This is a genomic window from Actinoplanes sp. NPDC051633 (assembly GCF_040681735.1).
Taxonomy (GTDB): Bacteria; Actinomycetota; Actinomycetes; order Mycobacteriales; family Micromonosporaceae; genus Actinoplanes.
Genome location: NZ_JBFAZH010000002.1, coordinates 1 through 13178, shown reverse-complemented (window position 1 = coordinate 13178; position 13178 = coordinate 1). Strand labels below are relative to the sequence as shown.

11 protein-coding genes are annotated in these 13178 nt (G+C 31.4%); all 11 read left to right on the top strand.

Annotation, left to right across the window (positions count from 1 at the left end):
* Position 1 precedes the first annotated feature (1 nt).
* Positions 2-505, top strand: a complete 504-nt coding sequence (locus AB0M20_RS00230) for a hypothetical protein (RefSeq protein ID WP_001832865.1) — start codon at positions 2-4, stop codon at positions 503-505.
* 382 nt (positions 506-887) lie between these two features.
* Positions 888-1172 carry a hypothetical protein gene (locus tag AB0M20_RS00225; protein ID WP_001832856.1) on the top strand — a complete coding sequence of 95 codons (285 nt, stop codon included), beginning with the start codon at positions 888-890 and terminating at the stop codon, positions 1170-1172.
* Positions 1172-1489 carry a hypothetical protein gene (locus AB0M20_RS00220; protein WP_001832870.1) on the top strand — a complete coding sequence of 106 codons (318 nt, stop codon included), beginning with the start codon at positions 1172-1174 and terminating at the stop codon, positions 1487-1489. The genes AB0M20_RS00225 and AB0M20_RS00220 overlap by 1 nt, the downstream gene beginning before the upstream one ends.
* Positions 1490-1659: 170 nt before the next feature.
* Positions 1660-3711 (top strand): hypothetical protein, encoded by a 2052-nt coding sequence (locus tag AB0M20_RS00215; protein ID WP_364291259.1) that lies wholly within the window; start codon positions 1660-1662, stop codon positions 3709-3711.
* A gap of 19 nt (positions 3712-3730) precedes the next feature.
* A complete protein-coding gene (locus AB0M20_RS00210; protein WP_001832839.1) occupies positions 3731-4711 on the top strand; it encodes a hypothetical protein in 981 nt (326 codons plus the stop codon).
* 8 nt (positions 4712-4719) lie between these two features.
* Positions 4720-7284, top strand: a complete 2565-nt coding sequence (locus AB0M20_RS00205) for a VirD4-like conjugal transfer protein, CD1115 family (RefSeq protein WP_001832830.1) — start codon at positions 4720-4722, stop codon at positions 7282-7284.
* Positions 7268-10366 carry a hypothetical protein gene (locus AB0M20_RS00200; RefSeq protein WP_364291255.1) on the top strand — a complete coding sequence of 1033 codons (3099 nt, stop codon included), beginning with the start codon at positions 7268-7270 and terminating at the stop codon, positions 10364-10366. The genes AB0M20_RS00205 and AB0M20_RS00200 overlap by 17 nt, the downstream gene beginning before the upstream one ends.
* Positions 10367-10577: 211 nt before the next feature.
* Complete coding sequence (locus AB0M20_RS00195) at positions 10578-10916, top strand: DUF4133 domain-containing protein (protein ID WP_001832840.1); 339 nt, start codon at positions 10578-10580, stop codon at positions 10914-10916.
* A gap of 16 nt (positions 10917-10932) precedes the next feature.
* Positions 10933-11514, top strand: a complete 582-nt coding sequence (locus AB0M20_RS00190) for a hypothetical protein (RefSeq protein ID WP_001832826.1) — start codon at positions 10933-10935, stop codon at positions 11512-11514.
* 16 nt (positions 11515-11530) lie between these two features.
* Entirely contained in the window at positions 11531-11839 is a 309-nt protein-coding gene (locus AB0M20_RS00185; RefSeq protein ID WP_001832872.1) for a hypothetical protein, read from the top strand.
* Between the two features lie 27 nt (positions 11840-11866).
* The coding region (locus tag AB0M20_RS00180; protein ID WP_364291250.1) for a hypothetical protein at positions 11867-13178 on the top strand (1312 nt) is incomplete at its 3' end.

Below are 13178 nucleotides of genomic sequence, written 5' to 3'. Positions count from 1 at the left end.
GTTGAACAAAAAACAAGGTTTAATAGCAACCATTGTTGGTTGTAGTGTGATATTAGGCGCTTGTCAAGGTGGTCATGATGATCCGTTGGCCAATAAAAAATATAAAGTTGAAGATACGGATTATAGTATATCGTTTAACGGCAAAGATCGTGCAACGATGTCATGGACGGAAGGTGCTCCAGACAACATGATTAAAGACTCAACACCATTTAATTACGAAATTAAGAAGGATGCAGGCAAGAAATTTTTAGTGCTAGAACGAGACTCCTCAGAATTTCCAGATGGATATAAAGATGAACTTCATTTTTATGATGACCGTAGTATAGACTATGATCATAGCAAATACTATGAAGTTTATGAAATAAAAGAGAAAAATAAAGATGACATCACTTTAACTGAAAAAGATTTGCAGAAATCAATTAATGATAGGGAAATAGATAAAAAATTATTTAAACATCCTGATAAGAGTGAAGATGGAAGAGATTTAGCTCTGACTAAACAGTAAATATCTCTAAAAGTATTGTAAAACAATTACATTAAAGATATATTATAGATATGTAATTAAGCTTCAACCATAAAAAAAGAAAAGAAGGTGTGCGATACAGCAGTCGTGTGTAAGCTGTACGCATTAGTGCTAACCAACGTTGCAAATAGCACCTTTCACCTTCTCAAATATATATAATGATATAGACAATACTTATTTGTCAATATTTGAGAAATCTGAAAGGTTACGCTTTGTGTTAGCGTAACTTTCTTTTTATTTAGTAAACAAATGTGTGAAATTCTTGTATATATGCAATATGTTATACGACTTTTTTTGATTTTGATAATCATTAAAGGTCATCTATGATGTGCTTTTTTAATTTTAAAAATAAAGGATGAGGTCAATGCAACCATTGTTTAAAAAAAGTGAGATTAAGAGAGATATTGAAAATAGGGGAATGAACTTTAAGGAATGGAGCGAACAAGTAATTCAAGAGAAAAGACTTGCCATCTTAGATAAAGCGAAACCTTACTATACAGAATGGGAACTTGAAGTTATGAATAACGCATACATTGAACTTTTAAAAGAGAAAATGAAAGAAAGTAAAAAAGCAAAAGACATTAAAGATACTCAAGATTTACAACAGGACAAAGAGAATGATTCTGACGTGAAAGGAGGTGGAATTTAATGGAACTAATGCACGTCGTTTTGTTCAATTATTTGCATCTTGACGGTTTACTAGATTTCATGACGCATTATTTACAAATGCATGATATTTGGACGAACTTGAGTCGTATGTTCAGAAAAATCTTGCGTGGACTTAAAACAATTGCAGTTCCCGGTGGATTTATAGGGGTTGCGATTGGTGGTCTTTATTACATCTTCGGAGGAGAACAAGGTAAGCACACAGCTAAAGTTTGGTGGTTAAGTACCTTGATTGGTGTTGCCATCGTTATGGGCGCAGATGCAATTGTTAATTGGGTTTCACATAATGCGAAATTCTAACAAAAAAAACTTTTTTAGCATAAAAAAAGTCCCTGCACGCGTGCAGGGGCAATATGTGAAATAATCAACGTCTTTAAAATACCATAAAAAGTATTAAATAGTAAATAAAATGAGGTGATTTTTTGCTTATAGGAAAGATACTAAACATCACAAATGACAAGCAACTAGACATGTTAAAGATTAAATATCAAAAAGAATACTCTTTGGAAAAGATTAATGATTTTGTCAAAGGTATTTTATCTACTGCAAAAGCAATTAAGGATGAAGAAAATAAAGATATTAACTTTTCAATAAAGTTGATTATATTAGATAGCGAAACAAAAGCAATTAGATTTGATACAAAACCTAATGAATCTATCAACATTAATGCTAAACTCCCTGATAATACGACACTCAAATCATTATTGCTAGAAGAAATTGAATTACAAAGATATGATTTCGAAGGTAAAGATAAGAACTTTGACGAGGAAAAAGAAAAGTTTCTAAAAGACTTCGATGAAAGTTATGATGGCAAAGTTTCCAGAGAATTAGATGAAAAATCTTTTGGTAAAGTGCCTTGGTATAAGAAATTAAGCAATACTCTTTTTAAAGAAAATAAGAAAAAAGATAAACAAATACAATATCCTAGAGATGCGTTTAGAGAAAACGCTAGAGATGCGTTTAGAGAGAAATCAGATGTTTCTAAAAATAAAAAAGAAGAAAATCCTATTATTTCTCAAAATACTGAATCCGATGAGAAACACGAAGATGAAATAAGTACAAATGAATTTAAAGAAGAATCAAGCGAGGAAACAGATAACATTGAGGAATCTGAAGATATAGAAGAAGAATCAGATAACTCAGAAGATAATAAAGACTTTAAAAATACTGAACCAGAAAGAGAATCGACACAAAATACATCTGAATCAATCAGCGACACTTCCAATTTTTATCAACTTCCATTAAAAATTCCAGAATATAAAGAACAAAAACCAACCATGAGACATTCAGATGATCCCTTTGAACAAAAGCAAAATGAATATATTTATGATCGACTTTTAAATAAAGAATCGTATAAATCCTCGTTGTACGAGGAATTAGGACATCGACTTGAATACCAATTTGTGGTTTACGTTGGTAATAAGAAAAAGTACATAGATGAGATTGTTGCTTCTAATGAGATGACTCAAGAAGAGTTTGATAATCAAACTCAAGAAATAACAAATAGTATACAGCAGGATACTGACCAACAAATAAGTCAGTTTGAAACAACCCAACAAGAAAATTTAGAACAATTTACTAATCAGCAAGATAAAGAATTAAACAGATTTAAGGACAAGCAACAGGACGATTTAAAGCAATATCAAAATGACTTGTACAGAGATAAACAGGATTATCTGAAAAAAGTTAATGAAGAAAAAGAAATGAGAATCTCTAATGAGCAAATAAGGCTTTTTGAATCTAATGATCATAGATTAAACAATATAGTCGCTCAAGAAGAACAAGAGTACGATTTTAAAATTAGAGAGGCTCTAAACGAAGACTGTAAGCAGTTGGTAGATGAAATAGACGAAAAGCTTTCTGAATTCGATGATAAAACTTATCGTCAGTTGCTACATAAACGTGAGACATGGAAAGAAGAAATAAGACAGGCTAAACAGTTAGAAATTCAAGAAGAACAAGCTAAAAATGAGCAATTAAAAATACAAAAGCATATTAAAGATCAAGAGGCTATTATAGCTCAACAAAAGCAAGAAGAACAAGAAATAGAACGTATTAAAGAAGAAAAAGAGAAATTAGCTGAAAAAAATAAAGAATCTGAACTTCAACTAGAATTAGCTAGAACGAAAAATGAAAAAGAACGTTTGGCTCAGGAAGACAGACGTATTAGTGATTCTGAAAAACAAACGAGTCTCAGAGAACAAGAACTTATTCAAGCAAAGCAGAAAAGTTCGAACTTTAATGAAGTACTAATGGCTCAAGTTATGAATAATAACAAAAAAGAAACACCAACATCTCAACTTCCTAAACCTAGTAAAAGTTCAAAGAAAACAAATCAAACTAAAACGAATGAAAGTGGCATCATGAAAACAATAGGAATATTTTTAATATCCGCTATTGTTCTTATTGGCATTTTTTTAGGTGGTTTCTTTGCTGACCATTACTTTCATTTCTTAAACTGCTTGCCAATCACAACAAATCACCTTCAATTGATTGAACCTCCGTTTCAATTGTTGAAATAAATAAGAAAGGATTTTGTTAATGTTATTAAATTTAATTCACTTAAATATTAAAGATGCAACACAATCAATGTATTTAAAAGATAGAGGAACGCTATATTTTACTGATGAACAACAAGCGACCTACTTAGTGAATCAACATATTGATATAATTAAATCCATTTTGCATAAAATCCAAACAAATCCTTATGTTGAAGTATTCATAGAACAAAATGTCGCTAAAGAAATTAACAATAACTTATTTTTAATCGACAATATCGAGAATTTAAGAGTATATGAACCTTTTAAAGTCGATGAAAAAAGTCAGTCCTACGATGATCATGTACTAGAAGAACATATGATTCCAAAAGATAGTGACGTAAAAGAAGAAGTAACTGATAAACATGAGAGAGATAATACTGAAATTCAAGAATCAAATTCGATAGAAAATACGAATGAACTAGAAGAAGCATTAGATGAAAAACCTGAAGATGAAAATGAAATAAAAGATACAGAAAAATCTACGGAAAATTCAGATGATAATAACTTTAAACAGTTACAACAAGAATCAAAAAGTGTTGATGAGGATGATGAGATTGAAGAAACAGCTCAACAGAATTTGTCAATTAGTCAAATATACGAAATGATTTCAAGCTTAGATAGTTACGAAAATAAAAATAACATTGAGCAAGTGGGGGAAGTTCTAGGCGAACAATTTATGATTAGAAATGCCAACAATAATGAATACTTAACTAAAGATAAGAGAGAAAGTATTCTTAAAGGCTTACTGCTTTATCTCTTTAATCAAAGACATCTTAATGGTATTGAAACAGATATGACACATGCTTTCAACGAATTTAATATTAATGACATTTTAAAAGAAAAATTCAAAGACACACTTAAAGAGCAACTACATCAAATGGACGCACAAGACATTGAGTATTTTATTTTTAATAACTTTTATCGATCAATCAAAGACCTTTCCATAAAAGAGAATGATTTGAAAATCGAAAAAAGAAATTAGGTGAAACAATGGACAACCAAGTAAAAATTCATAAAGAGGTCGATAAGTCACAACAAGAACCTCTTGATATTACCGAAATAATCTTTGGTAATAAATTGTATTTTACTTTAATTTGCATAGGCATTGCATTAATGACATCACTAGCTATCAATTATCTAATCAATGTGTTTTATAGTTCCTTTATTCTAAAATCTGGAAATATTTTAGAAAAGGCTCAATATTTTCCAACAGCATTAAAACAAATAAGTAATATTTTTATCATTAATTTTTCAATTATCTTAATTCCCTTATTACTCACAATTATTGCATTTGTATTTTTAGGAAGAAAACTTTACATGATTTATAGAAAATATCGAAAACTTGATTACGGACAATATGGAGACTCAGAATTTGTGCCTTTAAAAGAGCTAAAAAAAGAATATAAAACAGTGTTTCAACAAGAAGAACGGTACTCAGGTCAGGCAGGGTTTCCAATCACACATTTTGATAATAAATATTTAATTGATACAGAAACGCACAATCAATTAATCGTTGGAACGTCTCGATCAGGTAAAACAGAAATGGTTGTTTTTCCAGCAATAGATATAGATTCTAGAGCTGAATATCAGCCATCACTGGTTATTGGAGACACTAAGGGAGAACTTTATAGTGGCAGTGCTGATACTTTAATAGAGAGAGGATATGAGGTTCATAAACTTGATTTAAGTAGTCCCGATGATGGAATGAGCTATAACCCTCTAGAAATTATTAAAGAATTTTATGATAAAGGAAATGTTTCTAGAGCTGAAAAATATACCAATACATTAACAACAATGATGTTCCATGATCCAAATGCTAGAGATCCATTTTGGAATAACAGTGGGGCAAATTTAGTTAAAGCCATTATTCTTGCATTACTTGATAAGTGTTACTCAGAAAATCAACCAGAAAAAGTAACGATGTATAACGTTGCAAATATGCTAACAGAATTAGGCGGTAAGACTATTCACGAAAAAGTATTTCTTGATGATGATAAAGAAGAAGTCGTTGAAAAAAATGCTCTAGATAGCTACTTTGAAAATTTACCACAAGGTCACATGGCTAAAAATGCATATGCACAAAGCAATTTTGCGAAAGGTAATACACGTTCTAGTATCTTTAGTGTCGCTGCGGAAAAGTTAAATATATTTACTGAAGAAGAATTAGGTAAAATGACTTCACATAATGAATTGGATATGCGTAAAGTTGGTTTTAATCGAATTATTGATGTGCAGTATGATACATCGATGAAATACCTTAAAGGCAGTTATTATTTTACTGATACAGAAGGCAATTCTACTAAAAGAAAAGATATTGAACTTGATAACTTAGGAAATGTTCAAATCTTCTTTGATGAAGAAATTAAAACTGGTTATAGTCTTAATCTTGAAATATACAAACATGATGAAGTATATAGTCAATCTATTTTACACATGATGGACGTTGAAGATTCTGATAATAGTTATACAGTTTCACTTTTAGAAGAAGGAGAACAACCACAAAGAGTGGGAATTCATTATTCAAAAAAACCAGTAGCTATTTTCTTAGTGATACCTGATTATGATACATCTAACCATATCATTGCAAGTTACTTTATTTCTCAATTATATACGTTGCTTGCAGAAACAGCCTCATCTAAAGAAGTAACTAACTCTAAAACACAAAGACGAGTCATATTTAGACTTGACGAATTTGGGAATCTGCCAGCTATTAATGATATGGATAATATCGTGACGGTATGTTTAGGGAGAAATATTATTTTTAATCTCTTTGTACAGTCTCTACAACAATTACAAAATGTTTATGGGGAAAATACAGCGAAGATTATCGAGGGCAACTGTCAAAACTTAACTTATATTCTAACTTTAGATACCAATACGACAAAGACTATTTCTGAACGGTGTGGTTATCATACGGTAACAACAAGAAATCAAACAAGTAATGACGGACAATCGTCTATATCTCGTTCAAGATCTCCAGAGAAACAACCCCTTATAACAGAGACAGAATTACAACAAATTAAACGAGGAGATACGGTTGTCGTTCGTTCAACTGCTAGAACAAAAATTGAAAAAGGAAAGACAAGAAAAGTCCACCCACACCCTATTTATAATACTGGAAAAACAAGTATGCCGTTCCGTTATCAATTCTTAGATAATCGTTTTGATCCTAATTTTACGCCAAAACAGGTTACACCTCCGAGACATAGAAATCTTGATCTAAAATCGAATGTCATTGATTGGGAAACAATTGTCGATGAAAGTGTTTCTGAAAGAGAAGAAAAAGAAATCTTTGAACGTAAACACTATCTTTCAGACGTTTTAGAGCCTGAACAAATTTTCAAATTTAAGGAAATATTAAGAAATGATTTCAACTTATCTCAACAGCAAGTAGAAGTTATTATTAATTCAAAAATCTCACAAGCAAAATTATATTTAGAAAACGGTTCAAAACATGTTGATAAAAGTCAACATTCAGAGGAAATTAGAAAATTATTTGATAATTGGATTAATTATCAAACGAAAGGAGGAGAGGACAATGAATCAGTGGGTTAATTATTTGATGCTCAATGAAACAGACGCTGATAGTAAGCTAAGTAACATAAAGGAGCCTACACAACAAGAAATTGCTAAAATTCTCAGCCAAAATAGTGATTTGTTTCAAGCAACATGGTTAGGTAATTTTTTCAAAGTGATTGGGTGGTTAATTACTTGGATATTTTATTGGATAACTCAGATGATGAGAAATACATTAGAAAATATTTTTACACTAGGTGGGTTGTTGAATAATAAACAAGTTACTGAATTAAGTAGTACATTAACACCAGTTGCATTATCTATCATGTTGTTAACATTGGGTGCTCTTGGTTTGATGATGATGACGGGCAAGAGAATTCAAATTAGTAATGTATTCGTTAATATCATTTTAGCTGTTTGTTTTATCACCATGATACCTTATATGTTTTCAACATTAACTAACTTAACAGTTCAATTTGTTCATGATCAAAAGCATATTTCGATTGATAAAAATAAAGATAAAGAAAATAAAAAAATGGATTTGCCTTCAAAGGTTGTTAAAGCAAATGTTATTGACCTTGCAGATTTCGCAAATAAAGACTTTCCTTCTCGTAAAAATAATGAAAATAGTAAGTTTAATCATTTAGATATTCCCACAGATTCTAAATCGATATTTGATTCGTTTGATTATAGTGAAAAGATCAAACCCTTCTATCAAGGAGAAGACGATGACAAAATAGGATATCATGATCGACTAAAATTAGATTCTAAATCTAGTAAAATAAAGACTCCAAATGATTTGTTAGATGATTCTTTATTTAAGAAAATTGTTCACTATGGTCAGACTAAAACAGAGAAACAAAAAAATGATATTGTTCGAAATGGTGTATTTGCCTATGCACTAGATAATGATTTGGGTGGCAAGTATAAGAGTGAAAAAGACAAAGATCCAATTTATAGTCGGATGGCTCCTTCTGAAGATAGTGGGGCATTTAAATCAGGAGCAGGAATTTTAAAATTCTTTGATGAATATCCACTACGTTATCAAACGAACTTCTTAGTTTTATGGCTTTCACTTGGTGGCTTAGCTATTGTTTATCTTTTCTCAGCATTTAAGGTTGTTAAACTGATTTTTGATATTGCTTTCCAAAAAGTACTGGCGCCATTTGTCGCCGCGACTGACTTAACAACGGGGCAAAAAATGAAATCGCTTTTTAATAATATCATTCTTAACTATGCAGTTATTGGAATTATTTTTATACTCTTCCTTATATATGAAATTTTAGTATCAACAGTAATGGGTTCAGATGCTGGATTCGGTGTAAAAGCTATCGCATTTATCGCGCTATCAATTGCATGTATAGATGGCCCTGATACAGCAAAACGTGTCTTAGGCATTGATACAGGTGTTCAAGATGGTAAATCAGCGGCGTTAGCAACATACGGAGCTGGTAAAGGTATAGGTAAGGCTTCTACAGCAGGTGCTAAAGGGGTAAGTAGCCTTTATAATTCAATGTCTGGTGGTAAAAAAGTTGATGCGCCTACAAATAATATGAGCTCAGCTAACGATAGTAAATCATTTGGTGGAGGTAGTGAATTAGAGCCTACTGATATGAGTAAACATGATGTTAATGAAAATAATAGTAAAGCAGATCAATTTAGTGACGGTCAATCAAATCAAAATAATAAAGAAAACATCGATGATATATCTTCTGAAAATCAACAAGACAATGACGATATTTTAGGAGATCAACACTATAGTGATGATGATTCAGCTAAACAAGATGTTGATAATATTGCAGAAAATCAAGACGATTTAGAAAATGCTAACGGAGATAATAACTTAGAAAATAGAGATGAACAGTCTGGCATTTCTGATAGTAATCATGCAGAAAATCAACTTGATAATAATGAGCATCTAGATATGAATGAAGATAATAAAGAGATGAATGACTTAGACAATGATGAACAAGCAGGAATTAATGATAGAAATGAAGAATCTAGTAATGATTTAGAAAATAACGAACAGCAAGGTATTGGCGATGAAAATGAAATAAGTAATAACTTAGATAACACTGAACAATTAGATGTTAATGAAGATAATAAAGAAATGACTGATTTAGACAACAATGAACATCCGGGTATTGAAAACGACACAGAAAATTACAACAGTCCAATATCTAATGAAAATCAAGAAGCTATTTCAAATGACGGAATTACTTCAGGAGAAGATGTTCCAGATAAAGTAAGTGCTCCGTCAGAGAATAATACAAATAATATTTCTGACAATATTAATAGTCCAAATACGAATGATATTAAGGCTACAACAGAAAATGTTTCTAGTGAAAATAATACAAATAATTTAGGTAAAGGTATCATGACTGGTACAGCACTTAGAGGACTAGGAGAAAAAGTTGGTGTACAAAGTGGAGTTAGAAACAGTGCAAATGCTCAAAATTCAAGACCGATGAAATCTTTAAGCGATATAGATAAAGGAAGACCTCAAGGTCAATCAGGTCTATCATACTCAGAAGCCAAATCAAATGCTAGAAATAATAGACCATCTACAAGTTATCCAAAATCTAACGGCTTAAATAAAACAATACCAAGTAAGGCAACTACACCGCCAAAAGCATCAGCACAAAGTTCAAATCTTAATATGACAAGCACACCAAGTAATTCATCAGTTTCAACTTCAAATAATGGGCAAGAAAAACTTAGAGGTCGTCCATCAAGCATAAATAGTCATTCATACAATAGCTATCCAAAAGGAAATCATTTTAATAAAAACACGCCACCGACAAAACAAGTTTCATCTATGAAAAAGCCAACATCATCAATGAAAGATACGCATGAAAAAGTAACTGTTCCTAGAACTAAATCAAGCACAATAGATACAGCAAATAGACGTTCAGGATTATCTTATTCACAAGCAAAAGTGAATGCTAACACGTTAAATAGAAAAACGCCTCGTGCAGAAGTAATTCAAAGTTCAGGAAATATTAAAAGACCAAATCCTAATAGCGTAAGTAGTAGAGCTTCTCGTCCACAATATATGGCTCAAGAAGCCCCATCAATGGATAAAGCAAACGAACAGTTAGACAATAATTCAAAAAAGTAGGTGTAAATCATGGTTAAGAGTCAAGAAAGATTACCGTATGAGCGAGCTCAGGGAAAGGTAACTATAACTTCAGATGGTAAAGAACTTGTTCATATGAAAAAACCGAATTCTAAAGCTTTGACACATCGTGATCCACCTATGAAACAAACACCTCCAAAAGGAATAAATTAATAATAGTAATAAAAACATTTGAAAAAAGTGGGTGAAATTAATGGCAGATGAAAATCCTAATCAATATACAGTAACAAAAGGCGTAGACTCCACGATAAACTTTAAAGGGATTTTAAGTATTCAATCGATAATGTGGTTTGCCGGTATTGTATTTATTGGGTTTATCATAACAGACCAGCTACAAATAACTGGTCTGTTACAACTCATTATCATACTAGGTCATGTAGTGTTAGCGTTATTGCTTGTATCAACACGAGTTTCACATCCAGATAGAAGAACTATATACGTTATTATGCATTTGCTTTTTAAAGAAGATACGCACAAGTATCAAAGTATAGACATTAATAAGTATCGTCGTTTAAGAGATAGAGATAGATGAAAGGGGGATATGAGTTTTGAGTTTAATTACAGAAGAAGAATTTGAAAGATCACGTCGTAAAAAGCTCAGAAAAAAACGTAAAAGAAAACATGGTACAAAATCAACAGCGAGTATATCTAAGGTCAAAGGTTATACAGAAGAAGATTTTTGCATTTTCGATGATGATAGATATGGAGAAGTATTTAGGAGTACAACAGCACCAATTGATTTTATAAACCAAAATGAAAATAATAAGCACATGTCATTTCTAGCGACGCTTTATCGCATGTATGAGGGAGATATTAAACAAATTGGTTTAGCGTATCATACAAACACTACTGAGTTACAAAACAATTGGTTAGATATTAAAAACAAGGCACAGACAGATGAGCAAAGACTTTTAGCAAGAGAACAACAATTAAGATTTAAACTTATCTCTGAGTCCCAACTTAATCAAGAGTATTACTTTATTATCTATGGAGATGACGAGAAAGATTTAATTTCAAAAATTAGAAGTTTTAAAAAGGCTTCTATTGGACTTGTAGAAGAAGAACCACAGACTAAAGAGCAAAAAATTAAATTATTCACTAAATTAAATAACCAAAATACATTTATTTAAGGAGTGAAAAATTGGAATGTCAAAAACATCAAAAAGAAAGGCAAAAACAATCAATATTAATTTAACTGAGAAAGAATATGAGAAAGTTAAACATTTTGCAGAACTTCGAAATATGAATCCTACTAGCTATGCAAGACTTGTTGCTTTAGGTAATCGAATTAAACCGACAGTCATTGAGAAAACATATAGTTCAAGTGATGTCGTTCAACAACTCAAGCAAGACAATGAGGAACTTAAAACGGACATCGAAGCATTACAAAGTGAGAATAATGATTTAAAAAGAAAAATTAGCTATTCGAAAGAAGGACAGCCAAGCACGATGTAATAGCAATTAACCATAAAAGTATGAAAGGTGTGTGTTCCCTTAATGGGATTATTATCAAGATTTAAAAAAGATGCAGAACCTATTTTGGAAGAAGACTTTGTAGATGACGGGTACGATATGGAAAGTATTAGTCTATCACAGCCACAAGGTGGATTACAGTTTAAGGAAAGAAACATGGTAGGTGGAGATGGTTATACAACATGTTTAACTATTTATGATATTCCTTCAAAACTCAATGACAACTGGTTAGATCCAATCGTGAATAGAGAAGGTGTGATTTCTATTGTCGATATTGGCGAAGAAGATAGACATCGTACTATAAAAAAATTGCAGCGTTCAATGGGCGAACAATATACACGAGTAATTGATCCAAACGCTCAAACGCTTTCTAAAATTGAAGCTCGAAATTCTTACTCAACACTTCACTCAATGCTAGAAAAAATAAATTTACATGGAGAAACTATTAAACGTTTTAACGTTCGTTTATATATATCTAAAGATACCGAAGAAGAATTAGAGGAAGAGGTAGCATCGATAAGAAAAGATCTAGAAGCTAAGGGTTATAAGGCACAGCTAATGCAGTTTGAAACTAAAGATAATTATCTATCTATGTTCTTATCATTAAAACAGCAACAAGAAAATTTAAGTAATTATCGTCGAGGCATTCCTATGGAAGCTGGTATTCTTGGTGGGTCATATTACTTCAATCATGAACAAATCATTGATGAGCGTGGCGCTTATTATGGCCAAACGCTCACACAAGGTTCTGTTATTTTAGACTTCTTTAAACATGATGCAATCAGAACTTATTATAATACGGTTATTTTTGGAAAAATGGGTTCCGGTAAATCTACGCTACTTAAGATGATTGAAGAAGAACAGTACGCACGAGGTAATTTTATTAGAGGCTTTGATAAAGCAAGAGAATTTGGCGCTATTTTAGAAAGACAAGGCGGACATATTATTGCTTTGGACGGTACAGATGGACGTATTAATTTTTTACAAATATATCCTACAGCCAGCCGTAAGAATGAAAAAGGGGAACATGTTGTTTCTGAGGTTGGTTCATTCAAACAGCATATTTCTAAATTAAAAATGCAATTTAGTCTAATGAATAACGAATTAACTGATACAGAACTTAAAGAAATTTCAAGTGTTATTTATGACTTTTATATAGAAAAAGGAATATATGATCCTGATAAAGGCGAAAATCAAAATATCGTTAATTTAAAAAACGAGGATTATCCTGTTTTAAGCGAACTTTATGATTATATTGACACGTACATCAAAAATGCGAAAAGAACTGACATTACATCTGAAAAAATTCGCTCATTTGAAC

Excerpts from the sequence above, each read along its gene's own strand:
- AB0M20_RS00225 (WP_001832856.1), top strand. The coding sequence starts at position 888 with ATGCAACCATTGTTTAAAAAAAGTGAGATTAAGAGAGATATTGAAAAT.
- AB0M20_RS00220 (WP_001832870.1), top strand. The coding sequence starts at position 1,172 with ATGGAACTAATGCACGTCGTTTTGTTCAATTATTTGCATCTTGACGGT.
- AB0M20_RS00215 (WP_364291259.1), top strand. The coding sequence starts at position 1,660 with ATGTTAAAGATTAAATATCAAAAAGAATACTCTTTGGAAAAGATTAAT.
- AB0M20_RS00210 (WP_001832839.1), top strand. The coding sequence starts at position 3,731 with ATGTTATTAAATTTAATTCACTTAAATATTAAAGATGCAACACAATCA.
- AB0M20_RS00205 (WP_001832830.1), top strand. The coding sequence starts at position 4,720 with ATGGACAACCAAGTAAAAATTCATAAAGAGGTCGATAAGTCACAACAA.
- AB0M20_RS00200 (WP_364291255.1), top strand. The coding sequence starts at position 7,268 with ATGAATCAGTGGGTTAATTATTTGATGCTCAATGAAACAGACGCTGAT.
- AB0M20_RS00195 (WP_001832840.1), top strand. The coding sequence starts at position 10,578 with ATGGCAGATGAAAATCCTAATCAATATACAGTAACAAAAGGCGTAGAC.
- AB0M20_RS00185 (WP_001832872.1), top strand. The coding sequence starts at position 11,531 with ATGTCAAAAACATCAAAAAGAAAGGCAAAAACAATCAATATTAATTTA.